General features: G+C 69.4%; 22 protein-coding genes and 2 tRNA genes. 14 read left to right on the top strand and 10 right to left on the bottom strand.

Going from position 1 to position 26,156, the window contains the following annotated elements; all coding sequences use genetic code 11:
• Positions 1–222: 222 nt before the first annotated feature.
• Together ACZ5U5_RS09335 and ACZ5U5_RS09330 are read right to left on the bottom strand one after the other, a co-directional pair.
• Complete coding sequence (locus ACZ5U5_RS09335; RefSeq protein ID WP_469018458.1) at positions 223–1,662, bottom strand: amino acid permease; 1,440 nt, start codon at positions 1,660–1,662, stop codon at positions 223–225.
• Between the two features lie 135 nt (positions 1,663–1,797).
• Entirely contained in the window at positions 1,798–3,207 is a 1,410-nt protein-coding gene (locus ACZ5U5_RS09330; protein ID WP_469018455.1) for an amino acid permease, read from the bottom strand.
• Positions 3,208–3,473: 266 nt separating this feature from the next.
• Here ACZ5U5_RS09330 and ACZ5U5_RS09325 point away from each other — a divergent pair, with 266 nt between their 5' ends.
• Positions 3,474–4,052, top strand: coding sequence for a biotin transporter BioY (locus tag ACZ5U5_RS09325; RefSeq protein ID WP_469018452.1), 579 nt, complete (start codon positions 3,474–3,476; stop codon positions 4,050–4,052).
• Positions 4,053–4,059: 7 nt separating this feature from the next.
• Here ACZ5U5_RS09325 and ACZ5U5_RS09320 read toward each other — a convergent pair whose 3' ends face one another.
• Together ACZ5U5_RS09320 and ACZ5U5_RS09315 are read right to left on the bottom strand one after the other, a co-directional pair.
• Positions 4,060–5,397, bottom strand: a complete 1,338-nt coding sequence (locus ACZ5U5_RS09320; protein WP_469018449.1) for an FAD-binding oxidoreductase — start codon at positions 5,395–5,397, stop codon at positions 4,060–4,062.
• Between the two features lie 158 nt (positions 5,398–5,555).
• Positions 5,556–7,037: an amino acid permease gene (locus ACZ5U5_RS09315; protein WP_469018446.1), complete on the bottom strand. Its 1,482-nt coding sequence runs from the start codon at positions 7,035–7,037 to the stop codon at positions 5,556–5,558.
• A 196-nt stretch (positions 7,038–7,233) separates the two neighbouring features.
• On the opposite strand from ACZ5U5_RS09315, the gene ACZ5U5_RS09310 reads away from it, so the two are divergent.
• From ACZ5U5_RS09310 to ACZ5U5_RS09300, 3 genes are all read left to right on the top strand, one after another.
• Positions 7,234–7,719 (top strand): ribose-5-phosphate isomerase, encoded by a 486-nt coding sequence (locus tag ACZ5U5_RS09310; protein ID WP_469018443.1) that lies wholly within the window; start codon positions 7,234–7,236, stop codon positions 7,717–7,719.
• Between the two features lie 126 nt (positions 7,720–7,845).
• Positions 7,846–8,694 carry an Fpg/Nei family DNA glycosylase gene (locus tag ACZ5U5_RS09305; RefSeq protein ID WP_469018441.1) on the top strand — a complete coding sequence of 283 codons (849 nt, stop codon included), beginning with the start codon at positions 7,846–7,848 and terminating at the stop codon, positions 8,692–8,694.
• Between the two features lie 2 nt (positions 8,695–8,696).
• Positions 8,697–8,927 carry a superinfection immunity protein gene (locus ACZ5U5_RS09300; RefSeq protein ID WP_469018438.1) on the top strand — a complete coding sequence of 77 codons (231 nt, stop codon included), beginning with the start codon at positions 8,697–8,699 and terminating at the stop codon, positions 8,925–8,927.
• On the opposite strand, the gene ACZ5U5_RS09295 is transcribed toward ACZ5U5_RS09300, so the two are convergent.
• Positions 8,924–10,153, bottom strand: coding sequence for a GNAT family N-acetyltransferase (locus tag ACZ5U5_RS09295; protein ID WP_469018436.1), 1,230 nt, complete (start codon positions 10,151–10,153; stop codon positions 8,924–8,926). The two genes, ACZ5U5_RS09300 and ACZ5U5_RS09295, sit on opposite strands and share 4 nt — an antisense overlap.
• A gap of 129 nt (positions 10,154–10,282) precedes the next feature.
• Between ACZ5U5_RS09295 and ACZ5U5_RS09290 the strand changes: the two genes are divergently transcribed.
• Positions 10,283–11,443, top strand: coding sequence for a PP2C family protein-serine/threonine phosphatase (locus ACZ5U5_RS09290; RefSeq protein ID WP_469018433.1), 1,161 nt, complete (start codon positions 10,283–10,285; stop codon positions 11,441–11,443).
• On the opposite strand, the gene ACZ5U5_RS09285 is transcribed toward ACZ5U5_RS09290, so the two are convergent.
• The gene (locus tag ACZ5U5_RS09285; RefSeq protein ID WP_469018431.1) at positions 11,429–12,610 is read right to left on the bottom strand and encodes a cation:proton antiporter; all 1,182 of its coding nucleotides are present in this window, start codon (positions 12,608–12,610) and stop codon (positions 11,429–11,431) included. The two genes, ACZ5U5_RS09290 and ACZ5U5_RS09285, sit on opposite strands and share 15 nt — an antisense overlap.
• A 314-nt stretch (positions 12,611–12,924) precedes the next feature.
• On the opposite strand from ACZ5U5_RS09285, the gene ACZ5U5_RS09280 reads away from it, so the two are divergent.
• The 3 genes from ACZ5U5_RS09280 (at position 12,925) to ACZ5U5_RS09270 (ending at position 16,876) form a co-directional block, all read left to right on the top strand.
• Positions 12,925–13,701 carry an ABC transporter ATP-binding protein gene (locus ACZ5U5_RS09280; RefSeq protein WP_469018428.1) on the top strand — a complete coding sequence of 259 codons (777 nt, stop codon included), beginning with the start codon at positions 12,925–12,927 and terminating at the stop codon, positions 13,699–13,701.
• 41 nt (positions 13,702–13,742) lie between these two features.
• Entirely contained in the window at positions 13,743–16,196 is a 2,454-nt protein-coding gene (locus ACZ5U5_RS09275) for an FtsX-like permease family protein (RefSeq protein WP_469018426.1), read from the top strand.
• A 218-nt stretch (positions 16,197–16,414) separates the two neighbouring features.
• Positions 16,415–16,876 carry an HD domain-containing protein gene (locus ACZ5U5_RS09270; RefSeq protein ID WP_469018423.1) on the top strand — a complete coding sequence of 154 codons (462 nt, stop codon included), beginning with the start codon at positions 16,415–16,417 and terminating at the stop codon, positions 16,874–16,876.
• Here the strand turns inward: ACZ5U5_RS09270 and ACZ5U5_RS09265 are convergent.
• Positions 16,873–18,135 (bottom strand): acyltransferase family protein, encoded by a 1,263-nt coding sequence (locus ACZ5U5_RS09265; RefSeq protein WP_469018420.1) that lies wholly within the window; start codon positions 18,133–18,135, stop codon positions 16,873–16,875. The genes ACZ5U5_RS09270 and ACZ5U5_RS09265 overlap by 4 nt on opposite strands.
• Before the next feature lie 630 nt (positions 18,136–18,765).
• Here ACZ5U5_RS09265 and ACZ5U5_RS09260 point away from each other — a divergent pair.
• The gene (locus tag ACZ5U5_RS09260) at positions 18,766–18,960 is read left to right on the top strand and encodes a hypothetical protein (protein WP_160505028.1); all 195 of its coding nucleotides are present in this window, start codon (positions 18,766–18,768) and stop codon (positions 18,958–18,960) included.
• Positions 18,961–19,097: 137 nt separating this feature from the next.
• On the opposite strand, the gene ACZ5U5_RS09255 is transcribed toward ACZ5U5_RS09260, so the two are convergent.
• Positions 19,098–19,168 (bottom strand) — tRNA-Gly (locus ACZ5U5_RS09255).
• A gap of 156 nt (positions 19,169–19,324) precedes the next feature.
• Between ACZ5U5_RS09255 and ACZ5U5_RS09250 the strand changes: the two genes are divergently transcribed.
• From ACZ5U5_RS09250 to clpX, 5 genes are all read left to right on the top strand, one after another.
• Positions 19,325–19,401, top strand: a tRNA-Pro gene (locus tag ACZ5U5_RS09250).
• 138 nt (positions 19,402–19,539) lie between these two features.
• The gene (gene tig / locus ACZ5U5_RS09245) at positions 19,540–20,925 is read left to right on the top strand and encodes a trigger factor (protein WP_469018416.1); all 1,386 of its coding nucleotides are present in this window, start codon (positions 19,540–19,542) and stop codon (positions 20,923–20,925) included.
• A gap of 388 nt (positions 20,926–21,313) precedes the next feature.
• Positions 21,314–21,919: an ATP-dependent Clp protease proteolytic subunit gene (locus ACZ5U5_RS09240; protein ID WP_202122057.1), complete on the top strand. Its 606-nt coding sequence runs from the start codon at positions 21,314–21,316 to the stop codon at positions 21,917–21,919.
• Between the two features lie 62 nt (positions 21,920–21,981).
• Positions 21,982–22,662: an ATP-dependent Clp protease proteolytic subunit gene (locus ACZ5U5_RS09235; RefSeq protein WP_469018414.1), complete on the top strand. Its 681-nt coding sequence runs from the start codon at positions 21,982–21,984 to the stop codon at positions 22,660–22,662.
• Positions 22,663–22,817: 155 nt separating this feature from the next.
• Positions 22,818–24,107 carry an ATP-dependent Clp protease ATP-binding subunit ClpX gene (gene clpX, locus ACZ5U5_RS09230; RefSeq protein ID WP_399386621.1) on the top strand — a complete coding sequence of 430 codons (1,290 nt, stop codon included), beginning with the start codon at positions 22,818–22,820 and terminating at the stop codon, positions 24,105–24,107.
• 72 nt (positions 24,108–24,179) lie between these two features.
• Here clpX and ACZ5U5_RS09225 read toward each other — a convergent pair whose 3' ends face one another.
• Together ACZ5U5_RS09225 and ACZ5U5_RS09220 are read right to left on the bottom strand one after the other, a co-directional pair.
• On the bottom strand, positions 24,180–25,070 hold the full coding sequence (locus tag ACZ5U5_RS09225; RefSeq protein WP_469018412.1) for a hypothetical protein: 891 nt from the start codon (positions 25,068–25,070) through the stop codon (positions 24,180–24,182).
• Positions 25,071–25,090: 20 nt separating this feature from the next.
• The gene (locus ACZ5U5_RS09220; protein ID WP_469018409.1) at positions 25,091–26,068 is read right to left on the bottom strand and encodes a hypothetical protein; all 978 of its coding nucleotides are present in this window, start codon (positions 26,066–26,068) and stop codon (positions 25,091–25,093) included.
• Positions 26,069–26,156: the final 88 nt, after the last annotated feature.

The raw sequence follows: 26,156 nt of genomic DNA, 5'->3' as shown, positions 1-26,156 counted from the left end.
CGAGCCCTCCGACTGCTGCTCTGCTGTAGTGCTGCTCTGCTGTAGGGCAACGCTTATTGCAACCTATATGCAGGTGCAGGCTAGCAGCAGAAGGGGGTGGGAGGACGGCAGCAATGATCAGCCCTTCGACCTAGGACCGGAGGCCGGGGGAGGCCGGGGGCGGGTGGGGAAACGCGAAGAGGGCCCCGAGTCCGTCGACTCGGGGCCCTCTTCGCGCTGCTGCTACTCGGCGGCGACCGCCGCCCGCTTCTCCGCCGTCTTCTGCCGCACGAAGCCGATCACCGCGAGCACCAGCGTCAGCGTCCCCGTGGCCAGGAGCTGCTTGCGCGTGTCGGGCTGTTCCGTCATCAGGTAGAAGATGTACGCCATCGCGGCCAGGGCGATCCACGTCAGGAACGGGTACGCCCACATCTTCACGACCAGCTTCTGCGGCTCCTCGCGCTCCGTCCTGCGGCGCAGGATCAGCTGCGAGACGGCGATGAAGATCCAGACGACCAGGATCATCGCGCCGATCATGTTCAGGAGCCACGGGAAGACGTCGTCGGGGCGCCAGTAGCTGAGCAGGACGCAGACGAAGCCGAAGACCGAGGAGGCGAGGACCGCGAGGCGCGGGACGCCGCTGTGGACGCGGCCGAGCGCCTTGGGGCCCTGGCCGCGGGCGATCAGGGAGTACGACATGCGCGATGCGCCGTAGATGTTGGCGTTCATCGCGGAGAGCAGGGCGATCAGGACGATGACGTTCATGATCTGGCCGGCGCCGGGGATGCCCAGGTGGTCGAGGGTGGCGACGTACGGGCCCTTCGCCACGACCTCCTTGTTGTCCCAGGGGAGCAGCGTGACGACGACGAGCATCGAGCCGACGTAGAAGAGGGCGATGCGCCACATCGCCGTGCGCACGGCCTTGGCGACGCTCTGGACCGGCTTCTCGGACTCCGCCGCCGCGATCGTGACGGTCTCCAGACCGCCGTACGCGAAGACGGACGCGAGGAGGCCGATGATCAGGCCGTCCGTGCCGTTCGGCATGAACCCGCCCTCACCGGTGAGGTTGGCCGTGCCGGGGGCGGAGACGTCCGAGCCGGGCAGGATGCCGAGGATCGCGAGGACGCCGATGCCGAGGAAGAGCGCGATCGCGCCGACCTTGAGCGCGGCGAACCAGAACTCGAACTCGCCGAAGTTCTTCACGGCCGTCAGGTTGGCCCCGCAGAACACCAGCATGAAGAGGGCGACCCAGGCCCATTCGGGGCTGTCGGGGAACCAGCCCACCATGATCTTCGCGGCGCCGATGCCCTCGAGTCCGACGGCGACACAGAGCAGGAACCAGAAGCCCCAGCCCGCGGTGAAGCCCGCCCACGGGCCGATCGCCCGCTCGGCGTGCACGGAGAAGGAGCCGGACGCCGGGTTCGCCGCCGACATCTCGCCGAGCATGCGCATCACGAGCATGACGAGCGCGCCGGATATCGCGTAGGCGAGGACGATCGAAGGTCCTGCCGCGGCGATGCCCGCTCCGGAGCCCACGAAGAGGCCCGCTCCGATGACGCCGCCGAGGGCGATCATGGAGAGATGCCGCTGCTTGAGGCCGTGCACGAGCGGTGAATCGACCTTGGGGGCCTCGTCGGGTGATGCGCCGGGCGATGCGTCCTGGGGGGTGGACGTCCGAGACATGGGCGTGCCCTGTTCAGTAGCTGAGACGGGGGAGCGAGCGGCCCACAGTCTGAAGTCCGGTACCGCTGACAGGGAACACCTGACCGCTATACGGACACGACGCTCACACTTTGTGAAGGTTCGGGCACTGGATGTTCACGCGCGCTTCTTGCGCACCTCGCGCCACTCCCGTAGCCCCGCGACCGCGAGGACCAGACCCGTCGCGCCCGCCGACCACAGCAGCTGCGGGCGCGCCGTGGCGTCGGTCAGCATCAGGCCCAGCACGGCCGCCATCGCGGCGAGCGCCGCCCAGGTCAGGTACGGGAACGCCCACATCCGCAGGACGAGCCGCTCCGGCGCCTCGCGCTCGATGCGGCGGCGAAGGCGCAGCTGCGAGACGGCGATCAGCGCCCACACGAAAAGCAGCACCGCGCCGACCGAGTTGAGCATGTAGAGGAATACCGAGTCGGGCCACTTCAGATTGAGCACGACGGAGACGAAGCCGAAGGCCACCGACGCGAGCACCGCCCGGCGCGGCACCCCGCCGCCCGACACCTTCAGGAGGGCCTTCGGCGCCTCGCCTCGCTCGGCGAGCGAGAAGACCATCCGGGACGAGCCGTAGAGGTTGGCGTTCAGCGCCGACAGCAGCGCCACGAACACCACGATGTTCATGATCGTGCCCGCGGACGGCACGCCGATCGAGTCGAGCACCGTGACGTACGGGCTGACGCCGGCCTTCTCCGCCGTCCACGGCAGCACCGTCACGATGACGAGCATCGAGCCGACGTAGAAGAAGAGGATGCGGTAGACGGCGCTGCGCACGGCGCGGGCGACCGAGCGCACCGGGTCGTCGGACTCGGCGGCCGCGATCGTCACGACCTCCAGGCCGCCGAAGGCGAAGACGACGGCGAGCACCCCGGACGTCACGCCCTCCCAGCCGTTGGGCAGGAAGCCGCCCTGCCCAGTGAGGTTGGTGAGGCCCACGGGCTCGCCTGAGGAATGGGACGCAGCGGGCAAGATCCCGAAGACCGCGAGGAGGCCGAGCACCAGGAACGCGACGATCGCGAAGACCTTCAGCGCGGCGAACCAGAACTCGAACTCGCCGAAGTTCTTCACCGCGGCGAGGTTGGCCGCCGTGAACACCAGCATGAAGATCAGCACCCAGGCCCACTGCGGCACGCCCGGCGCCCAGCCGTTGGCGATCTGCGCGGCGCCGGTCGCCTCCACGGCGAGCACGACGACGAGCAGGAACCAGTAGAGCCATCCGACGCTGAACCCCGCCCAGCGCCCGAGCGCACGCTCGGCGTGCACGGAGAAGGACCCGGACGCGGGCATCGCGGCCGACATCTCACCCAGCATCCGCATCACGCACATCGCGAGCGCGCCGGCGATGAGATACGAGACGACGATCCCGGGCCCGGCCACGACGATCCCGGCCCCCGAGCCGACGAAGAGCCCGGCCCCGATGACGCCGCCGAGCCCGAGCATCGTGAGGTGCCGCTGCTTGAGGCCACCGCCGAGAGGCTCGGGTTCCGTTGCCGTCGTGGGCGGGGGTGCGTCGTGCATGGTGCTCAGGCTGCTCTCGGGCTCACAAAGACTTTGGCGGGAACCTACAGTCTCCCCGGGCAGGAGCCCCCCGCGCAAAACGGCTCCCTGCGGCCCCCACCTCAGTGACGCGCATCACGCCCCCTGCAGGGGTACGCCGATCGCTTTGTGCAAAGCCCACCACCGGGGCACCCGGTGCCTTGTCGCTCACCGCCGGTGTCACGCGCCCCCGCCTGAGATAGCGTCTCGGGGTCCCACCTGCCCGTCCCAGAACCCGCGGAGTCCCGATGAGCATCGCCGCCGTCTCTTCCCGTCCCGGCCAGGTCCTCGCGGACCTGCTGCCCGCGTCCCGCGCGAAGGACGCGGCGTTCGTCCTCGGCGGCGCCGCCCTCACCGGCATCGCGGCCCAGATCGCCGTGCCCGTGCCGGGTTCCCCCGTACCGGTGACGGGACAGACCTTCGCCGCCCTCCTCGTCGGCACCGCCCTCGGCGCCCGCCGCGGTTTCCTCTCCCTCGCGGTGTACGCCCTCGTGGGCATGGCGGGCATGCCGTGGTTCGCGGAGGCGGGCTCCGGCGTCGCCGCGCCGTCCCTCGGCTACGTCCTCGGCATGCTGCTCGCCGCCACCGTGGCCGGCGCCCTCGCCCGCCGCGGAGGTGACCGTTCCGTCCTGCGCACCGCTGGCACGATGGTGCTCGGCTCGGCGATCATCTACGCGGTCGGCGTCCCGTACCTCGCCGCCGCGACCGGCATGTCGCTGACCCAGGCCGTCGCCGCCGGACTCACGCCCTTCCTGATCGGCGACGCCCTCAAGGCCGCGCTCGCGATGGGCGCGCTGCCCACGGCGTGGAAGTTCCTCGACCGCTGAGCGGTCGTCAACTGACGTTGTAGTTCCGCCTGAAGAGGTTCGCCGGGTCGTACGTGGCCTTCAGCTCGGCGAGCCTCTTCCGCGTACCGGCGTCATACAGGCCGTCGGGCCGATCCCCCGCGGCAAAGGCGAAGTTGAGCAGCCGCCCGACGCTGTCCGGCGCGAAGAGCCCGAACGCCCGCGCCTGCACGGCCCGTACCGCGTCGAGATCCGTGCCGTCGGTGGCGTCAAAGGGCGACAGCACCCGCACCAGCCACCCCGCGTCCCGGTGGGGCACCGCGTTGCCCACCGGCTTCGCGAGGGCCCCGCCGAGCTGGTTGATCTGTATGACGTGCATCTTCTCGGCGGCCGGACCGGTCAGCGCGAACAGTTCTTCCGCCGCCGCCAGGTCCAGCTCCCGCACGACCACGCTGTCCCCGTAGTAGGAGTGCGGGAAGTCCGGGTCGCTGTGGATGGTGTGGCTGTCGGTGTACGGCATCTCCCGCAGTGAGTCCGACACCGTGGGCCCGATCTCCCGCAGCGGCGCCACGATCCGCTCGCCCGCCGCCTCCGAGCCCGTGTACGCGACGCGCACCGTGACGAGGTAGCGGCCCCGCAGATGGGGCGGCAGCTGCGGGATGTCCGGATAGACGAGCGCCGCCACCGACGAGGTCAGCTCGTCCGGCACCGTCCGCGTCCACGCCTCGTACGCCCGCAGCACGTGGCCCGGGTCCACCGCACGGCCGTCGAACTCGATCGCCCCGCCGTACAGCCGCGCCACCGGCACGAGCCCGATCTCCAGGGCCGTCACCACCCCGAGGTTCGCGCCGCCGCCGAGCAGCCCCCAGAAGAGGCCGGGCTCGCTCTCCGCCGTGACGTGGCGCAGCGTGCCGTCAGCCGTGACGACGTCGAGCCACCGGACGTGGTCGGCTGCGTATCCGAACTCCCTTGCCAGGATGCCGAGTCCACCGCCCAGCGTGTACGAGACGGCGCCCACGGCCGGTGCCGAACCGTTCAGCGGCGCAAGGCCGTGCGCTGCCGCGGCCTCGACGACCTGGCCCCAGCGGACTCCCGCGCCGAGGGTCGCCGTGCGCGTGGCGGCATCGATCCGGAGGGAGTCCATCCGCCGGGTGCTGATCAGTACGCCGCTCTCCGACGCCCCCGGAAGCCCGTGCCCGGTGGCCTGGACCCCGACGGGCAGGCCCTCCTGCGCGGCGTACGACACGGCGGCGACGACGTCATCGGCGCTCCCGGCCCCGAACACGAGCGCGGGCCGCTGCGCGAAACCGGTCTGGAACCCGGCGATCTCCTCGTCGTACCCGTCGTCGCCGGGCCGGAACACGAGTCGCTGATCGGTGAAGTCCACGGTGATCCTCCAAGAAGAGCTGCTGACGCGTCAGACCCTCCCTGGAAAACCTGACATCCGCCGTCAAGTTTCCCGGCCTTGCCCGGGCTTTCCCAGTCTTCGGGAAACTCGCCGACGGTGGCGGGTACGTCGACCGCGCCACCGTCGGACGGCACCGGCTAGGAGTCGACGCTGGTGTCGGCCGTGTCGGCCGCGTCGGTCTCGACCTCCGTGCGAGGCCGCACCTTCTCCCGGATGAGGGAGAACGCCACCACGAACGCCGCGGCGAGCAGCGAAAGGAGCACCTGCTTGCGCCCGGTCTCGTCGGTCAGCATGTAGACGAGCACGAACGAGATCATCGCGATCGTGACCCAGGTCAGGTACGGGAAGAGCCACATCTTCACGACGAGCTTCTCCGGCTGCTCGCGCAGGATGATCCCGCGCATCCGCAGCTGCGTGAACGCGATCATCAGCCAGACGAACAGGGCCACCGCGCCCGAGGAGTTCAGCAGGAAGTCGAAGACGGTGTCCTTCCACTGGTAGTTGAACCAGACGGCGACGAAGCCGAAGACGACGGACCCGAGGATCGCGGCCTGCGGCACACCGCGCTTGTTGGTGCGCGCGAAGGCCTTCGGCGCGTCACCTCGCTGGCCGAGCGAGAAGGCCATGCGGGAGGCGGTGTAAAGACCGGAGTTGAGGCAGGAGAGCACGGCCGTCAGGACGATGACGTTCATGACCTGACCGGCGTGCGGGATGCCGATCGAGTTCAGCGCGGCGACGTACGAACCGTCCTTGACGATCGACTTGTCGTTCCACGGAAGCAGCGTGATGACGACGAAGATCGAGCCCAGGTAGAAGACACCGATACGCCAGATGACGCTGTTGGTGGCCTTGGTGACGGCGCGCTGCGGGTCCTCGGACTCACCGGCGGCCAGCGTGACGATCTCGGAGCCCATGAACGAGAAGACGACCATGAGCACGCCGGTGAGGATGGCGCCCGCGCCCTGCGGCATGAAGCCGCCCGCGTCGGTGAGGTGCGCGAATCCGGCGCCGGGGTTGTCGGAGCCGGGCAGCACGCCGAAGACGGCGAGCAGACCGATGATCACGAAGCCGCCGATGGCGACGACCTTGATCCCGGCGAACCAGAACTCGAACTCACCGTAGGAGCCGACCGAGACGAGGTTCGTCGCGGTGAGCACCACCATCACGATGAGCGCCCAGCCCCACTGCGGTACGGACGGTATCCACCCGTTGAGGATGACGGCGCCGGCGGTGGCCTCCACGGCGAGCACCACGACCCAGAAGAACCAGTACAGCCAGCCGATCGAGAAACCGGCCCAGCGGCCGAGCGCCTGGTCCGCGTAGGTGGAGAAGGAGCCCGAGGTGGGCCGTGCGGCGGCCATCTCGCCGAGCATCCGCATCACCAGGACGACCATCGTGCCGACGAGGGCGTACGAGACGAGGATGGCGGGCCCCGCGGCGGCGATGCCGGAGCTGGAGCCGACGAAGAGTCCGGCTCCGATGACGCCACCGATGGCGATCATGGAGAGGTGGCGGTTCTTCAGCCCGGCCTGCAGGCCGTCACCGGTGTCTCCAGACCGCGAATCCCCAGGTTCGATGGGGTTGCGGTCTGCCTTCGCAAGGGAGGGTTGCGAGGTCATGGACGAATCCTTAAGTTCTCGGGTCACGAGCCCCCGCATTCAAACTCAGGGGTGAACGGGACGGAAGTCCCGACTCCGGATCGTTGTATTCCGGCCCGATGGCTCAGACCTTGTGGGTCAAAGGCCCAGACCAGGGTGGCCGCGGTCCGGCCCCCGGACGCCGCTACCCGCCTCGCGACGTGCCACACTCAGACGCATGCGCGTGTACCTCGGCTCGGATCATGCCGGCTACGAACTGAAGAACCACCTGGTCGAGTGGCTCAAGAGCCACGGCCACGAGCCCGTCGACTGCGGGCCCCACATCTATGACGCCCAGGACGACTACCCCCCCTTCTGCCTCCGCGCCGCGGAGAAGACGGCGGCGGACCCCCAGTCGCTCGGCATCGTGATCGGGGGCTCCGGCAACGGGGAGCAGATCGCCGCGAACAAGGTGAAGGGGGTGCGGGCCGCTCTCGCCTGGAGCGACCAGACGGCCGCGCTCGGCCGCGAGCACAATGACGCGAACGTGGTGTCGATCGGCGGCCGGATGCACACGCAGGAGGAGGCGACGAAGTTCGTCGAGATCTTCCTGTCGACGCCGTACTCGGGCGAGGACCGCCACACCCGCCGGATCGACATGCTGTCGCGCTACGAGCAGACGGGCGAGCTGCCCCCCATCCCGGCCCACCACCCGCAGCAGTAGCGAGGCCCCGGGGCTCCGCCCCGGACCCCGCTCCTCAAACGCCGGAGGGGCTGGATTTTCAGCCCGTCCGGCGTTTGAGGACGAGCCCTCAAGGCGATTTGCCCGCACCCACCCCCGGAGGGACCCGTGCCGGAGGGGCACACCATTCACCGGCTGGCAGCCGACCACCGGGAACGTTTCCAGGACCGCGGCCCTCTCCGCGTCACCAGCCCCCAGGGCAAGTTCTCCGACAGCGCGGCCCTCCTGAACGGTCAGGAGATGGACACCGCCGAGGCCCACGGCAAGCACCTCTTCCTAGGCTTCGCCGAAACCGGCTGGGTCCACATCCACCTGGGCCTCTTCGGCAAGGTGAACTTCGGCACCGCGGCCGCCGCGAACCCGCCCACGGACACCGTCCGCCTCCGCATCGCCACCGAAGACGCGTACGTGGACCTCCGCGGCCCCACGACCTGCGCGCTCATCACGGACGAGGAGAAGCAGGCGATACACGCCCGCCTCGGCCCGGACCCCCTCCGGGAAGCGGACGACCCGGGCGAGGCCTACGCCCGCATCTCCCGCAGCCGCACCACCATCGCCGCGCTCCTCATGGACCAGAAGGTCATCGCGGGCGTCGGCAACGTCTACCGCGCCGAGGTCCTCTTCCGGCACGGCATCGACCCGTACACCCCGGGCAAGGACATCAAGCCCGCCCTGTGGACGGCGATGTGGGAGGACCTGGTCGCCCTGATGCGGGAGGGCGTACGCCTCAACCGCATCGACACCGTCAGGCCCGAGCACACGCCGGAGGCGATGGGCCGCGCGCCGCGCGTGGACGACCACGGCGGCGAGGTGTACGTGTACCGCAGGGCCACGATGCCCTGCCACATCTGTGGCGGCGAGATCCGCACCGCCGACCTCGCCGCCCGCAATCTCTTCTGGTGCCCCAAGTGCCAGCGGCCCCGCCGGCCGAGCCGGTCCCGACGAAAGAGCGGCTGACCATGTTCGCCGGCATCGGCCTGCTTGCCGCCACCCTGTTCGCGCTGGTCAGCCTGGCGCTCTTCCTCCTGCCGTCCCTCATCGCCTTCAACCGGGGCATCGACAACCGCTGGCTCGTCCTGGTCGTCAACCTCGTGCTCGGCGTCTCCGTCATCGGCTGGCTGATCGCCCTGTACCTCGCCACCCGCAAGGCCAAGGCGGCGCTGCCGGGACCGTCCCAAGCCCCCGGCTAGAACCCGTGCGGCAGCCACGGTGCGACGTCCGAGCCGAAGGCCGTCGCCGCCTCCGCCAGGGCCCCCGGTCGCAGTTCTCGTACGCGGCCCGCTGCCGCCAGTGACGTCAGGGACACGCCGCCGAGATAGGCCGAGCCCAACTCCCGTACGGACAGGGCGAGATCGGCGTCATCGTCCGTGCGCTCACAGGTTGCGCCCTTCAGATCGCCCGTGAGCCGCCAACGGCCCGCGTTCCAGGGGCAGAAGGCGTCCTCGACGTCCAACACCACATTCACCGGCGTCCGGTAGGTGCGCGCCGCGAGGGCCGCTCCCACCTCCACCAGGCGTACGTGGAGCGAGTCCTTCACCTGCATCCGGCAGCGCCGCACGTCCGAGACGAGCTGGAACACCGCGTCGTCCGTCGGGCGGTTGTGCACGTCGAGCGTCGACGTCAGGTCGATGCCGAAGAGGAACCGCCACAGCGCCGCGTACGCCGCCGGGTCCTCGGCCTCCAGCTCGCGCAGCCGGACCGTGCCGTTGGGGCCGGCCGCGTCCCACTCGGGCTTCACGTGGAAGCGCGCGTACCCGACGAGCTCACCGTCCCGCTCGGCGAGAACGCACTGCAGCGGCGACGAGCCCTGCCGCTCGCTCTCCGGGTCGAGCAGACCGAGCCGGTCCCAGCCGGGCTGCCTGGCCAGCATTCCCGGCCGCTCGCTCACCCGCCGCGCGTACAGCGCCTCGCACGCCTCGTGGACATCGGCGGGTTTGGCGTACCGAAGGGCTACGTCATCCGTACCGGCCGGCACCGACAGGCGTACGCGGGAGGTGTCGATCTCGGCCTTCGTCGCGAACGTCGCCGCGCCGTACCCGAACCGTCCGTAGATGACGGGTTCGGAAGCGGTGAGGACCGCCAAACACTCGCCCTTCGCGCGCACGTCGTCGAGCTGGCGCCGCATCATCGACGTCAGGATGCCCCGCCGCCGGTGCGTCGCCGCGACGCTGACCATCGTCACTCCGGCCGCGTCCACCAGGGAGCCGCCCGGCACGGAGAGGCGGAAGCTGAACGCTCCCGCGGTGCCGACGCAGGTCCCGCCCTCCCAGGTGCCGAAGAAACGGTCGAACTCGGTCAGGGCGTTCCAGAGCTCATGCTCCTCCCTGGCCTCGGCCACGCCACCGAAGGCGAGCTCCAGCGTGCCGTAGTACGCGTCCCAGTCTTCCTGCCGCAACTCCCGCATCTCCGTCGTCATATGCCATGCCTACCAGGGCGAAGCGGGCGAAGCGACAGGATTTACGCGGTCCTGCGGCATGCCCCTGACGGGGGACAACCGGCACCTCCCGTGCGAAGTGCCTGGCCCGGTGGATAGGGTCCGGGAGCAATGGACGGCAGTCGAGCGGAAGCCGAGACGTTTACAGCCCGGATGAAGAAGCGGATCCACCGGGCGCGCATAGGGCTGCGCAAATCCGGGGTGGACTACTTCCGGGGTGACGGCTCGGACTGGATCGCGCTCGCGGGCCTGCTCGTCACCATCCCGGTGATCACCTTCTGCACCCTCGTCAACCCCGTCTGGTGCGCGCCCGCGGCGCTCGTCCTGCCCATCGTGGCCGGCGGCCTGCTCCTTCGGCCCTCCAGCCTGCTCGGCCTGTACGCGACGGCCGCCGCCGCGCTCATCGTGGAGTCCGTCCAGCTCGGCCCGTACACGGAAGGCAGCTCGCGGGTCACGCCCGGAGTGGTCCTCGTCGTCGCGGCCTGCGGCTTCTTCGGGCTGATCATCGCGCAGTTCCGCAGCAGGGTCGGCGTGCCGTGGCGCGGCGGCGGCACGATGCTCTTCGACCTGCGTGAACGTATCCGTGTACAGAGCAAGTTGCCGAAGCTGCCCCGCGGCTGGCACCGCGAGATGGCCCTGCGCCCCGCGGGCGGCCAGTCCTTCTCCGGGGACTTCGTGGTCGCGGCCCGCACGAACGGCGGCCGCACCCTGGAGGTCGTCCTCACTGACGTCTCCGGCAAGGGCATGGACGCGGGCTCCCGCGCCCTGCTCCTCTCGGGAGCCTTCGGCGGCCTGCTCGGCTCGCTTCCCCCGCACGCGTTCCTGACCGCCGCCAACGGCTACCTCCTGCGCCAGGACTGGGACGAGGGCTTCGCGACCTCCATCCACCTGGTCCTCGACCTGGAGAGCGGCGACTACGAACTCTTCACCGCGGGCCATCCGCCGGGCCTCCAGCTCAGCGCGGGCAGTGGCCGCTGGGAGCAGATGGCCGCCGAGGGACCGCTCCTGGGCGTGTACGACGGGGCGCAGTTCGACCCGGTCAAGGGCTCCCTGCGCCCCGGCGACGTCCTGATGCTGTTCACGGACGGCCTCGTCGAGACCTCCGACCGGGACATCAGCGAGGGCATCGACCGCCTCACCGGGGAAGCCGACCGCTATGTGGCAGGCGGCTTCCACGGCGCCGCGTGGCATCTGATCGAGGCGGTCGCGAAGGACGTCAACGACGACCGGGCGCTGCTCCTGATCTGCCGGGAGCCGTCAGCGGGCGCCTGACAGCTCGGGCTCCGGTTCGCGTACGGGATCGCGCCCGCCCGGCAGGATCCGGGCCAGCCACTTCGAGCGTCCCGCGGCCAGCGGCCCGAGCACCGCGAGCAACAGCACGTACCCCGCGATGAACGGGGAGAGCCGTTCGTCCAGGCCCGCGGTGGCCGCCATGGTCGCCAGGATCAGGGCGAACTCTCCGCGGGCGAGCAGGGTGGTGGAGATGTTCGCCGCGGGCCCTGCCCCGAAGCCGTAGATGCGCGCGGCACCGAGTCCCGCGAGGACGTTCATCAGCAGTGTCACGGCCACGGCGGCGAGCACCGGCCAGAGCACGGTGGGCAGGTCGCCCGGGTCGATGGAGAGGCCGAACCCGAAGAAGAAGATCGCCCCGAACGCGTCCCGCAGCGGGTGCACCAGCTTGCGCACGCGCTCGCCGGATGCCGTACTGCCCACCATCAGGCCGACCATGAACGCGCCGATCGCGTCCGCGACCCCGAACCACTCCGAGACCCCGGCGACGAAGACCGCGGCCCCTAGGAAGGAGATGACGAGCAGTTCGTCGTCCCGGGTGTCCATGAGCCGCCCGACGACCTTCGTGCCGAAGCGCGCCACGAGGGCGAGAAGGAGCAGGAAGCCGAACGCCTTGCCGCCGTCCATGACGGCCGCCGCGAGACTGTCGGCGCCGGACAGGACGGGTTGCAGCGCCGCCAGGTAGAGCGCCAGGAAGATGTCCTCGACGACGATGATGCCGAGGATCGGTTTGGTCTCCGGATTGCCGAGCCGTCCGGTGTCGACGAGCACCTTGGTGACGATCGCGGACGACGAGATGCCGAGCACCCCGGCGAGGACCAGAGCCTCGGAGGTGCCCCAGCCGAGGGCGAATCCGAAGCCGAGGCCCGCGCCGACGTTCAGCGCGAGGTACGTCCCGCCGGCGAGGGCCATCTTGCGGCCGCCCGTCTTGAGGTCGTCCATGTGGAACTCGAGGCCCAGGTAGAAGAGCAGCAGCACCAGGCCGAGCGCCGAGAGCATCTCCAGGTCGTGGGGGTCGGAGAGCAGGACCACGCCGGGAGTGTGCGGGCCGAGGAGGATCCCGGCCAGGATGAAGAGCGGAATGGTGGGGAGTCCGATGCGGCCGCCCACGCGGGCGAGCACCGCGGCGGCGAGAAAAGCGCCGCCCATGGCTATCAGGGTGTCTGCGTGTCCGATGGGCCCGTTCCTCCTGGTAGTCGGCGACGCACCCACCGCACACAAATGGCAAAGGGGGCGTCAAGAAAGCGTCAATAGTTAGCTTACCAAACGACTTATGAAGCAGGCTTCGGCGTCCAGAGGTGGGGTTCTCCCCACCCCCGGCCCGCCGGGGACCCTCATGGTCCACAGCACCCCGGATCCGTACGTTCGAGGTATCGATCAGGACGTACGGACGGAAGGTGGACGACGCCATGGGGCTGCGGCGCAAAAGGCGATCCGGTGAGGGCAGTGCGGCGGTACCCCCCATGCCCGGCGAGGCCCCCCGCGGCGCCGACTGGGCCGTGGAACTGCGCGGCGTGCGCCGGAGGTACGGCAGGGGAGCCGGCGCCGTGCACGCCCTCAGCGGTATCGATCTCGCCCTGGAGCGCGGCAGCTTCACCGCCGTCATGGGCCCCTCGGGCTCCGGCAAGTCCACCTTCCTGCAGTGCGCGGCCGGACTCGACCGGCCCAGCGAGGGCACGGTGCGCCTGGGCGGCACGGAGATCACGTCCATGAGCGAGAACAAGCTGACCGCGCTGCGCCGCACCCGCCTCGGCTTCGTCTTCCAGGCCTTCAACCTGCTGCCCTCGCTGACCGTCGAACAGAACGTCGTCCTGCCGATGCGCCTCGCGGGCCACCGCCCCGACCGGCGCAGGGCCGCCGACCTGCTCCAGCGCGTCGGCCTCGGCGCCGACAAGCACAAGCGCCGCCCCGGCGAGCTCTCCGGCGGCCAGCAGCAGCGCGTCGCGATCGCCCGCGCCCTGGTCACGAACCCGGACGTGATCTTCGCGGACGAGCCGACCGGCGCCCTGGACACCACCACCGCAGCCGAGATCCTCACCCTCCTGCGATCGGCCGTCGACGGCATGGGCGCCACGGTCGTCATGGTCACCCACGATCCCGCTGCCGCGGCTTATGCGGACCGGGTGCTGTTCCTCGCCGACGGCGCGATCGTGGACCGCCTTGAGCGGGCATCGGCGGCGCGGATCGCGGCCCGCATGACGGCGCTCACGGCCCCGGCGTACGCCACAGCGGCGGCCTAGCCACCCGCCCCCTGCCCCTTTCACGACTCCGGAGAATCCCGATGCCCAACGGCCTCGCCCGCGCCGCCGTCCGCTTCAAACCCGCCGCCTTCGTGGGCACGTTCGTCGCGCTGATGATGGCCGCGCTGATCGTCTCCGCCTGCGGCATCCTCCTGGAGACCGGGGTACGCGCATCCGTGCCGCCCACCCGGTACGCGGGCGCCCCCGTGGTGGTGGCCGCCGACCAGCGGGCCCACTTCGTCACGGGCAGCGGTGACAGTCGCTCCGAGTCGAACACGCCGCTGCCCGACCGGGCCCGGATCGACAACTCCCTGGTGGCGAGGGCGGGTTCGGTGACCGGAGCACGCACCGCCGTCCCGGACGTCACCTTCCCCGTGCAGTCCGGCGGCAAGGGCGTCACCGCGCACGGCTGGGGCTCCACGGCCTTCACCGGCGAGAAGCTGACCGCGGGCCGCGCCCCGCACCCCGGCGAGGTCGTACTCGCCGCGCCCGGCGCGGCCGTCGGCGAACACACCACGCTCACCACGGCCGACGGGCCGCGCGACTTCCGGATCTCCGGCACCGTGCGAGGCCAACAGGGCGCCCCCACCGCCTGGTTCGCCGACTCCGACGCCGTACGCCTCTCCGGCCACCCGGGCCGCATCGACGCCGTGGCCGTCCTGCCCAAGGACGGCGTGACGGACGAGGCCCTCAAGTCCCAGGTGGCGCGGGCCATCGGCACCAAGGCCGACGTCCACACCGGCGACGACCGCAGCGAGGCCGAGGGATCGGAGCTCGCCTACGCCCAGGAGATGCTCACCGGCCTCGGCGGCTCCTTCGGCGGCATCGCGGCGATGGTCGCCATGTTCACCGCGGCGGGCACCGTGGCGCTCTCCGTCGGCCAGCGCGCCCGCGAGTACGCACTCCTGCGGGCCATCGGCACGACACCCCGGCAGATCCGCCGCACCATCGCCACCGAGGCCCTGCTCGTGGCGCCCCTCGCGGGAGCGGTCGGTGTCCTGCCCGGAATCGCCCTGGCGAGCTGGTGGTTCGGCCAGCTCAAGGACAAGGGGGCGATCCCCGAGGCCCTGGACCTCTCCGTCTCCTTCATCCCCCTTGTCTCGGCCGTCGGCGTCGCCGTGCTCACCGCACTGGTCTCCGGCTACCTGGCGGCCCGCCGCCCCTCCCGCATCAGGCCCGGCCAGGCCCTGAGCGAGTCCTCCGTGGAACGCCTGCGCTTCGGCTGGATCCGTACGCCGCTGGGCATCGCGGCGGCCGTCGGCGGCTGCGTCCTCGCCGGGATCGCCTCCTCGCTGACGGGGGACGACGCGGCCAACGTGGCACTCGGCATCGTCATGCTGTTCATGCTCGCCGTGGCTCTGCTCGGCCCGCTGGTCGCCCGCGCCTGCGCGGCCCTGTTCGGACTCCCGCTGCGCGGCGCCGGCGCGTCCGCCTCGCTCGCCGCGGCCAACTCCCGTACGAACGCGCGCCGGCTGGCCTCCGCGATCACCCCGATCGTCCTGGCCATGGCGTTCTCCTCGACCCTCGTCTTCATGCACACCAGCGAGGACCGGGTGGCGGCCGACCAGCAGCGCGAGGGCATCACGGCGGACCACATCGTGACGGCGTCGGGGGCGGGAGCGACCCCGGCCGCCGTGGCGAAGGCCGGGCAGGCCCCGGGCGTCACCTCGGCCGTGGGCCTCCTCAAGACCTCCGTCCTGGTCCCGGTGGGCTCGGGCGGCGACCGCTGGCTGGAGTCGGCGTCAACGCAGGGCATCACCGGTTCACCCCGTGATCTGGCCGAAGTCCAGGATCTGGGCGTCAGGACGGGCACGATGAACTCGCTCGGCAAGGGCGAGATCGCCGTCGACGCGAAGCTGGCGGACTCCGCGCACGTGAGGACGGGCGAGCGGATCGCCCTGCGGATGCCCGACGGTACGAAGACGTCACCGAAGGTGGTGGCCACGTACGACCGAGGCCTGGGCCTGTCGCAAGTCACCCTCCCCGCAGCGGATTTGAAGCCCCACCTGACCTCCTCCTTCTCCTCGGAGATCTGGACGAAGGGGGCGGCCCCGGCGGCCCTCACCGCCCTCGGCACCCTCCAGGACCGCGACGAATACGCCACCGCACAGTCCACCGACCGCGCGGTCAACGCCTGGGCGAACACCGTGATGGCCGCGGTACTCGGCGGTTTCGCGGCGATCGCCGCCGTCAACACCCTGGTGATGACGGTTCTCGACCGCCGCCGCGAACTCGGCACGCTGCGTTTGATCGGCTCCACCCGGCGCCAGGTGATGCTGATGGTGCGGTGGGAGGCGCTCCTCGTCGCCGGCGCGGGCATCGTGATCGGCTCGGCGATCGCGCTGGCCACGTTGATCCCCATGATGAACGGCCTGACGGGCGAGCCCCCGTACATCCCTCCGCTGGTCTACGGCTCCTTCGTGGCGGCGACCCTGGCCCTGGGCCTGGCAGCTACTGCACTACCGGCGAGGGCGGCGCTGAAGGCAAGGGCCTAAATTTTCCCCAACCCCGCCCCTTCCCACTAACTCGCTCGGCGCGAGGGCCCTCCTCAATCGCCGGAGGGGCTGAAAGATTCAGCCCCTCCGGCGATCGAGGGTTTCCAGCCCGTCCGGCGTTTGAGGACGAACTCGGCGGAGCCGGTGATCACGGTACTCAAGGCCCCCGCGCCAGCGGGTTTTCGGGAAGGGGCGGGGTTGGGGAAAGAATCCCCTGTATGAACCCCGACCCCTTGCTGTCCCTCCCCGAGGTAGAAGCCACAGCCCGCCGCGCCCACGCCACCCAGAAGGACAAGGCGGGCCGCCCCTACGCAGAGCACCTGGAAGCCGTGGCAGAGGGAGTCGAGGCCCGAGGCGGCTCGCCAGAACAAATCGCCGCGGCCTGGCTCCACGACGCCATCGAGGACAACGCCCTCACCGAGGAGTGGCTCCGGGCCGCGCCCCTCACCCCACGTACGAAGGACATCGTGCGAGCCCTCACCAAGAGGGCGGGCGAACCCCCCGAGGCCTACGCCACCCGCATCCTCGAAACCCCCGGCGCCCGCCTGGTCAAGGAGGCGGACCTGGCCCACAACGCAGATCCGGCCCGCCTAGCAGAGCTAGACGGGCCGACACGCACCCGCCTCACAGCGAAGTACGCCAACATGCGCGCCCTGTTGGGCATCCAGTCGCAGGGTTAGGAAGAAGCCTTGGCCCGCTCCCGAGCCAACGCGGCAGCGTCCCGCTTGAACGCCCACTCCATCTTCGGCTCCATGGCGAAGCGGAACATCCGCTGCACCGGAGGCGTACAGAGAAGCGTCACCACCGCCGCGGCCACCAGCGACACGATCACCTGTCCGACAGGCGTGTGCATCCACTCGTAGTTCTCGAACCAGCCCCAGAAACGCGAGCCCTTGGCGAGGAAGCCGTGCAGCAGGTAGCCGTACAGCGTGCCCGCGCCGAGCACCGTGAACCACATCTTCCGGCGCGGAACCCACGCGAAGAAGCACGCGGTCAGGATCGCGGAGCAGCCGAAGAGCGCCAGCGTCATCACGACACCGGCCCACCACGGCGCGCCCAACTCCTGTGCGCTGTCCCGGCGGTAGAACCAGGCCGACGTCATCCGCGGGCCTGCCCAGTACGCGAGGAGCAGCGCGCTCGCGAAGATCGGGATGGAGAGCAGCCGCACCTCGCGGCGCCGCACCAGCTGGAAGTACTCGGGCTTCATGAACAGGCCGAGCACGAAGAAGGGCAGGAACTGCAGCACGCGCTGCAGGTCCAGGTCGTCGCCGATGTCCGGGGAGATGGTGGCGAGAACCGCGATGGCGAGCGCGAGCGGAAGCGGCCAACGGACCAGCTTCCACAGCGGGGTCGTCAGACGCCAGACGAAGAGCGCGACCAGGAACCAGGTGAGGTACCAGGGGTCGAGCAGGCTGATCGGCTGCGTCGGGTCGTTGTCCGCGTAGCGCTTGAAGAAGGTGTACGCGACCTCGAAGAGGACGTACGGCACGGCGACGCCGGTCACCAGGCGCTTGAGCCGGTCGGACCGCATGTCGAAGCTGCGTGAGAAATAGCCGGAGATGAGGATGAACGCCGGCATGTGGAAGGTGTAGACGGTCATGTACAGCGCCTCGGCGGCGCGGCTGCCGTCCGTCAGCGGCTCCCAGGCGTGCGCCATCGCGACCAGGACGATCGCCAGGTACTTGGCGTTGTCGAAGAACGCGTCGCGCTGCTTGGCGGGTTGACCCGTGGGGGCGGGTCTGCCCGTGGAACCGGGGTGGCCCGTAGAGCCGGAGAGGCCCGGGGAACCGGGTCGAGCGGTGGTGCCGGCCGGGGCGTGGGAAACGGTCGCGGCCATCGTGGACTGGGGGGCGCGGGGGCCGGGTACTCCGTCCGCGGGCACATGTGCCGGGGGGAGCGGCGCCCGGTGGCGGCCGTGCGGCTGAACCGAGTTCGTCACAGGCCCTCCCACCATGAGCTCGGTGGGACGAACCTGGACCGCACTGCGCCTGCGGGGATGGTGGCAGCGTGGAACATCTGAGGCACCCTAGCGTCGCTTGTGTGTATTCGTAAAACCCCCAACTCGGCTGTCTTCTCAATCACAGACGGACCAGGGGTATTGCGGTCCGAGTACCCAGAAATCATCGGAGTTGACATGGAGATTCACCTCCTGTCATCCCTAGTTACATCGGGTCGTATGCCCAGTACGTCACCCTTCATCCCCCTTAAACGCCGCATAACGCCCGCAGGCGACTCTGGCGAAATGTCCGATTGATTGGGTCTTTGTGAAACCCGGGGTGTGGCTCCGGCGACAATTCGAATTTCTGGCGAACGAGTTGTGTGGCGATGGAAACGATCAAGCCGAATTAGTGGCCGTGCGCGGCCTTCGAATTGCCGTGCGGAGGTGCGGTGTTCATGTGCCCCAAGGGCATCCCCGTGTGCCGGACCCGCGCCGGGCGTGTGTGCCCCTGGCCGACGATGTGTCACCGGCCGCATACGGACGGCGTGTTGGTGGCACGATGGTCCTGGCGGGGGTGTGCGGGGTCGTACCCCCCGGGCCGGGGAGAGACCGACCTAGGGTGTGATCAGTGTGGCCATTTCGCTGTCAGTGGTGTTGCTGTTGGCGATCATCCTCATCGTGCTGATCCGCGGTGGATCGATCAAAGCGGGGCCCGCGATCGTCGCGGTGCTCTTCGGGTTCTTCCTCGCCTCAACCGGAATGGCCCCCTCCATAAATCGCTTCCTCAATGAGGTGGCCGAGACCATCAACTCGATCAGCTTCTGAGGGCGACCCGGGACGGGCGGCGCTCCGCGCTGCCCTTGAGCGCTGTCAGCGCACAGATGCGGTTGCGGGCGCACCCGGCGTGAGCGCACAGAAAAGCCTCAGGCCCGGTTCCGGGGAACCGGGCCTGAGGCCAACAGAGCGGGTGACGGGAATCGAACCCGCGTAGCTAGTTTGGAAGACTAGGGCTCTACCATTGAGCTACACCCGCACAGCTCGCGCCGCCCGTCGAGGACACTGCTGGTCAGCGACCGCGGCACGGCAAGCATCGTAGCGGGTCGGACGCCCTCCCCGCACACCCCGTACGTACTCGCGATTAAGCGGGCGCCGCACTGCCTGGGTGCATGTACCCTACGTGTCGCACCGACGGGGTGTGGCGCAGCTTGGTAGCGCGTCCGCTTTGGGAGCGGAAGGCCGTGGGTTCAAATCCCGCCACCCCGACCAGCAGGATCTCTCCCAGGATCTCCCTCACAAGATCGCATTGTGGGTCGGCTCCCGCTTGCCGTTACTATGCAAGCTGTGTGCCCGTGTGTCTCTGAGCCGGGCTCAATCCCAAGAAGTCAGCCCCAAGGAGACCGAACCGTGAAGAGCGCCGTGGAGACCCTGAACCCGACCCGGGTTCGGCTCACTGTTGAGGTGCCCTTCGAGGAGCTCAAGGAAAGCCTCGACGCGGCCTACAAGAAGATCAACCAGCAGGTCACGGTGAAGGGCTTCCGCAAGGGCAAGATCCCGGCCCGAGTCATCGACCAGCGGTTCGGCCGCGGCGCCGTCCTCGAAGAGGCCGTCAACGACGCGCTCCCGAAGTTCTACACCGAGGCCGTGAACGAGGCCGAGCTCAACGTCCTGGGCCAGCCCGAGGTGGACATCACCGAGCTGAAGGACAACGAGACCCTCAACTTCACCGCTGAGGTCGACATCCGTCCCGCGATCGAGATCCCGGACTACTCCGGCATCGAGGTCGAGGTCGACGCCGTCGAGGTCAGCGACGAGGACGTCGAGAAGGCCGTCGAGGAGCTCCGTGAGCGCTTCGCGTCCACCTCGCCGATCGAGCGTGCCGCCGAGGACGGCGACGTCGTGACGATCGACCTGGAGGCCAAGGTCGACGGCGAGGTCCTGGAGGACGGCGTCGCGTCCGGCGTCTCCTACACGATCGGCTCCGGCGAGCTCCTCGAGGGCATCGACGACGCCGTGAAGGGCCTGGAGGCCGGTGGCGAGGCCACCTTCACCTCCGAGCTCAAGGGCGGCTCGGCCGCGGGCAAGGAGTCCGAGGTGACCGTCAAGGTCACCCAGGTCGCCGCCCGTGAGCTGCCGGAGCTCGACGACGACTTCGCGCAGCTCGCGTCGGAGTTCGACACCCTCGACGAGGTCAAGGCGGACAGCCGCAAGCGCCTCGAGAACATGAAGCAGTACGACCAGGCGACGCAGGCCCAGGAGCGCGTCCTGGAGAAGCTGCTCGAGCTGGTCGAGGTCCCCGTCCCCGAGAAGCTCCTCGCGGACGAGATCGAGACCCGCAAGCACAACCTGGTGAACCACCAGCTCGGCCAGATGGGCCTCGACCTCGCGAAGTACCTGGAGATCCAGGGCAAGACCGAGGAAGAGTTCGACGCCGAGACCAAGGAGCAGGCCGAGAAGGGCATCAAGACGCAGTTCGTCCTCGACGAGCTCGTCAACAAGGAGAAGCTGAACGTGAACCAGGAGGAGCTCACCGAGCACCTCATGCGTCGCGCGCAGTCCTCCGGCATGTCCCCCGACCAGTTCGCCCAGGCCGTCGTCGAAGGCGGCCAGGTCCCGATGCTGGTCGGCGAGGTCGCCCGCGGCAAGGCCCTCGCGGTCGTCGTGGAGGCCGCGACGGTCAAGGACACGAACGGCGAGGTCGTTGACCTCGACGACGAGGAAGAGGCTCCCGCCGAGGGTGAGCAGGCCGAGGCGTCCGCCGATGCCAAGGCCGAGGAGAAGACCGAGGTCTGAGCAGCCTCGCTTCGCTGAGCGCACAGCCGGGCCCCGGGGACGCACGTCCCCGGGGCCCGGCCCTTTAGGGGCGCGGGGAACTGCGCGAGCAACCCCCACAAGCCGCAGAAGCGCCTGCCACGGGTGGTCCTACGGCGGGTGCGACCCGTCGCGGGCTGGCCGCGCAGTTCCCCGCGCCCCTACGGGGCACTACCTGCGCTCACAGCGAACAGTCCCCCTTGCGGGATTCCCCGGACGGGGCTGAGCGTTAGGGTCCATGAATACGAGGGCAGGGGAGTCCCCGAAGCCGCCCCGGAGCGGCGAGCACGCGGGGTCCCAAGCCTCAGAAGAAGACGTGAGACGGCCCGGCGCCGTCGTAAGACGAGCAGGTGGATACGTGACGAATCTGATGCCCTCCGCCGCCGGCGACCCCTCCATCGGTGGTGGCCTCGGCGACCAGGTCTACAACCGGCTGCTCGGCGAGCGGATCATCTTCCTCGGCCAGGCCGTGGACGACGACATCGCCAACAAGATCACAGCGCAGTTGCTGCTCCTTGCCGCAGAGCCGGACAAGGACATCTTCCTTTACATCAACAGCCCTGGTGGATCCATCACGGCCGGCATGGCGATCTACGACACCATGCAGTACATCCAGAACGACGTGGTGACGATCGCGATGGGCATGGCGGCCTCGATGGGCCAGTTCCTGCTCAGCGCCGGCACCCCCGGCAAGCGCTTCGCGCTGCCGAACGCCGAGATCCTGATCCACCAGCCCTCCGCCGGACTCGCGGGCTCCGCGTCGGACATCAAGATCCACGCCGAGCGCCTTCTCCTCACGAAGAAGAAGATGGCTGATCTCACCGCGTTCCACACGGGTCAGACCGTCGAGCAGGTCACCCGCGACTCGGACCGCGACCGCTGGTTCGACCCGCAGGAGGCCAAGGAGTACGGCCTCATCGACGACATCATGCCCAACGCGGCCAGCATGCCGGGCGGCGGCGGCACCGGAGCCTGAGCCTCACCGCTCAGCCCTTCCGAAGCCGACGTAAGCCCACGCTCCTCAGGAGACCTACAGAGATGAAGAACTTCCCCGGCAGCGGCCTCTACGAGGGCGCCCAGGCCGAGTACACCGGCCCCAGCGCCGAGTCCCGCTACGTCATCCCGCGCTTCGTCGAGCGCACCTCGCAGGGCGTGCGTGAGTACGACCCGTACGCGAAGCTCTTCGAGGAGCGCGTGATCTTCCTCGGCGTGCAGATCGACGACGCGTCCGCCAACGACGTCATGGCGCAGCTCCTGTGCCTGGAGTCGATGGACCCGGACCGTGACATCTCGATCTACATCAACAGCCCCGGTGGCTCCTTCACGGCGCTCACGGCCATCTACGACACGATGCAGTTCGTGAAGCCCGACGTGCAGACGGTCTGCATGGGCCAGGCCGCGTCCGCCGCCGCCGTGCTCCTCGCGGCCGGTACGCCGGGCAAGCGCATGGCGCTCCCGAACGCGCGCGTCCTGATCCACCAGCCCTACAGCGAGACGGGCCGCGGTCAGGTCTCCGACCTGGAGATCGCCGCGAACGAGATCCTCCGGATGCGCGCGCAGCTGGAGGAGATGCTGGCCAAGCACTCCACGACGCCGATCGAGAAGATCCGCGACGACATCGAGCGCGACAAGATCCTCACTGCCGAGGACGCACTGTCGTACGGCCTGGTCGACCAGATCATCTCCACCCGGAAGATGAACAACTCCTCGGTCGTCTGACGCAGCGCTGTAGCATCTGCCGTTCCTTGGCACGGTTCACCTCGAAGTGAACCGTGCCAAGGGGGGCCCGAACGGGGGGCCGGGCAAGGTACCGTCAGATAGAGGCACCAGGAGTCGCTGAACGTGGCGTCTCCCAGGCGAAGGGGAAGCACCTCGTGGCACGCATCGGTGACGGCGGCGATCTGCTCAAGTGCTCGTTCTGCGGGAAGAGTCAGAAGCAGGTCAAGAAGCTCATCGCAGGTCCCGGTGTGTACATCTGCGATGAGTGCATCGACCTCTGCAACGAGATCATCGAGGAAGAGCTCGCGGAGACGAGCGAGGTGCGGTGGGAGGAACTCCCCAAGCCTCGCGAGATCTACGAATTCCTCGAGGGGTATGTCGTGGGCCAGGAGCCCGCGAAGAAAGCCCTCTCGGTGGCGGTCTACAACCACTACAAGCGGGTCCAGGCCGGGGAGACCGGCGGCGCGCAGGGCCGTGACGACGCGATCGAACTCGCCAAGTCCAACATCCTGCTGCTCGGCCCGACCGGCTCCGGCAAGACGCTGCTCGCGCAGACGCTCGCGCGCATGCTGAACGTCCCGTTCGCCATCGCGGACGCGACGGCGCTCACGGAGGCGGGTTATGTCGGCGAGGACGTCGAGAACATCCTCCTGAAGCTCATCCAGGCCGCTGACTACGACGTCAAGAAGGCCGAGACGGGCATCATCTACATCGACGAGATCGACAAGGTCGCCCGCAAGAGCGAGAACCCGTCGATCACGCGCGATGTCTCGGGAGAAGGCGTCCAGCAGGCCCTGCTCAAGATCCTGGAGGGCACGACGGCTTCCGTCCCGCCGCAGGGCGGACGCAAGCACCCGCACCAGGAGTTCATCCAGATCGACACGACGAACGTGCTCTTCATCGTGGGCGGCGCGTTCGCCGGCCTCGAGAAGATCATCGAGTCGCGGGCGGGCGCGAAGGGCATCGGCTTCGGCGCCACGATCCACTCCAAGCGCGAGCTCCAGGAGAAGGACCGGTTCGAGGACATCATGCCGGAGGACCTGGTGAAGTTCGGGATGATCCCGGAGTTCATCGGCCGCCTCCCCGTGATCACCTCGGTCCACAACCTGGACCGCGAGGCCCTGCTCCAGATCCTGGTGGAGCCGCGCAACGCACTCGTGAAGCAGTACCAACGCCTGTTCGAACTCGACGGCGTGGAGCTGGACTTCGAGCGTGAGGCCCTGGAGGCCATCGCCGACCAGGCGATCCTGCGCCAGACCGGCGCGCGAGGCCTGCGCGCCATCATGGAGGAAGTCCTCCAGTCGGTGATGTACGAGGTCCCGTCCCGCAAGGACGTGGCCCGCGTGGTCATCACGGCGGACGTCGTCCACTCGAACGTGAACCCGACCCTGGTGCCGCGCGACGCGCGGGGCCCGGGGTCCGGCGGCGAGCAGAAGTCGGCGTAGCTTCAGGGCATACGCGAGAGGGGGCGCCCGGCGATTCGATCGCCGGGCGCCCCTTTTCGCTTCCCCTGTCGCCTACTTGACCTCGACGCGCACGTCGTCGCGCAGATTGGTCACCAGGCTCGCGACGTCCTCCAGCTCGATGTCCGCGCCGCTCGCGGTCGCGGCGACATCGGAGTAGGCCGCGGACGCCACCGTGCTGTGGTCGCCCCAGACGCACATCGGCGTCTTGAAACTGTTCGGGACGCCCTCGTCACCGGCGCCGGTCTCACCCATCTTGAACTCGGCCTGCTGGCACTTCATGACGCCGTTCTCGAAGCCGTCCGGGGTGAACTCCTCGGGGTCGCCGATGAGCTGGATGCTCCCGGGCTCCTCGGTGGACTTCTTCTTCATCTCGGCGAACATGGCGTCCACGACCTTCTCCGGGTCGTCGATCTCGCCGTACACGCCGGAGTAGTTGAGGGACTTCATGGCCGAGCCCTCGCCGTAGTTGTACGCGGCGAAGACGTCCTTGGGGTTGCTGACACCCTGCTGCTCCAGCTCCTTGAGGTCACTGGAGGACATGCCGCCACCGCTGCCGCCCGACGTGTCCTTCTTGTACTCGCCGCCGAGCACGGACGCGGGCGCCGTCAGCTTGTACGTCTTGCCGTCGTCGGCGACGGAACCACTGTCCTTGCCCGCGGTGAACCACCAGACACCGGCACCGATCGCGGCGACCGCCACGACGACGCCGACGATGATCCCGCCCTTCTTGCCGCCACCGCCCTGCGGGGGAGGCGGAACCTGCCCGTAAGGAGCCTGCGGCTGCTGCCCGTAAGGGCCTTGTGGCTGCTGCGGGTAGCCGTACCCGGGCTGCGGCGCGGGCGGCTGCTGGGGGCCACCGTAGGGCGCCTGCTGACCGTAGGGCCCGGGCTGCTGTTGCTGCGGCGGCTGATTGCCGTACGGGCCCGGCTGGTTGTAGCTCATGTGTGGATTCCCCTCCGGCGTCAGAGCTTGACGCGAACTTCCTTGCGGAACTTGGCCGATGTCTCCGCTGCCGCGTCGAGGTCGGCGCTCTTGCCGCCCATCGCGTTCGCCACGTCCGTGGTGATCACGATGCCGAGGGTGCTGTGGTCACCCCAGATGCAGGTGGCCATCGACATCTCGCTCGGGCCCTGGCTCGCGCCCGCCGTGGAGGAGGAGCCGAAGTCGAGCTTCATCTCCTGGCACTTCAGGACCGCTCCGTCGAGCCCGGCGGGGCTGTACGACTTGGGGCTGCCGACCAGGGTCATCTTCTGACCGGTGCTCCCGCTGCCGCCTTCCTGGGCGTTCTTCTCCGCCTCGCCGAACATCGCGTCGACGACGTCCTCCGGCTCCGCTATGTCGCCGTAGACGCCGTTGAACTGGAGGATCTTCTGCGACAGCGGGTTGTCCTCGGTCCCCGACTGGTACTGACCCGCGATGTCCTTGGCGTTCTTCACGCCGTGCTTCTCGGCTTGCCTGACGTCGGAGGAGGTCATGCCGCTCTCGCTGCCGGCATCCTTCTCCAGCTTGTACTCGGTGAGGACCGTGGCCGGCGTGATCAGCTTGTGCGGCCCGTCGTCCTTCATGCCGCCGTCGGCCGCGCCGCCGCCCGCCACCGACGAGGAACCGCCCTTCTTGCCGCCGTCCTTGTCGTCACCGCCCGCGAGAACGAAGTAACCACCCACGGCGACCGCCACGACCGCGACCACGGCTGCGATGATGACGCCGGTCTTCTTGCCGCCACCCTGGGGCGGAGGCGGCGGGACCTGTCCGTAAGGGGCCTGCTGGCCGTAAGGGGCCTGAGGCTGCTGGCCGTACGGGCCCGGCTGCTGACCGGGCACACCCTGCGGGGCCTGCGGCGGGTAGCCGTAGCCGGGCTGGGGTGCCTGCGGCTGCTGGCCGTAGGGACCGGGCTGCTGGGGCGGCTGTCCGCCGTACGGGCCTGGCTGGTTGTAGCTCATGACGTGGGTTCCCCCGTGAGTGTGCTTATGTGATGCCGACATCCTGACGGAAGCAACCCCGGCCGAAGCGGCCGGGGCTGCTGTGCGC

This window comes from Streptomyces sp. NPDC033177 (assembly GCF_055577715.1).
Note: the sequence above shows the minus strand (reverse complement) of the source record. Positions and strands in the feature narration are given on the sequence as shown.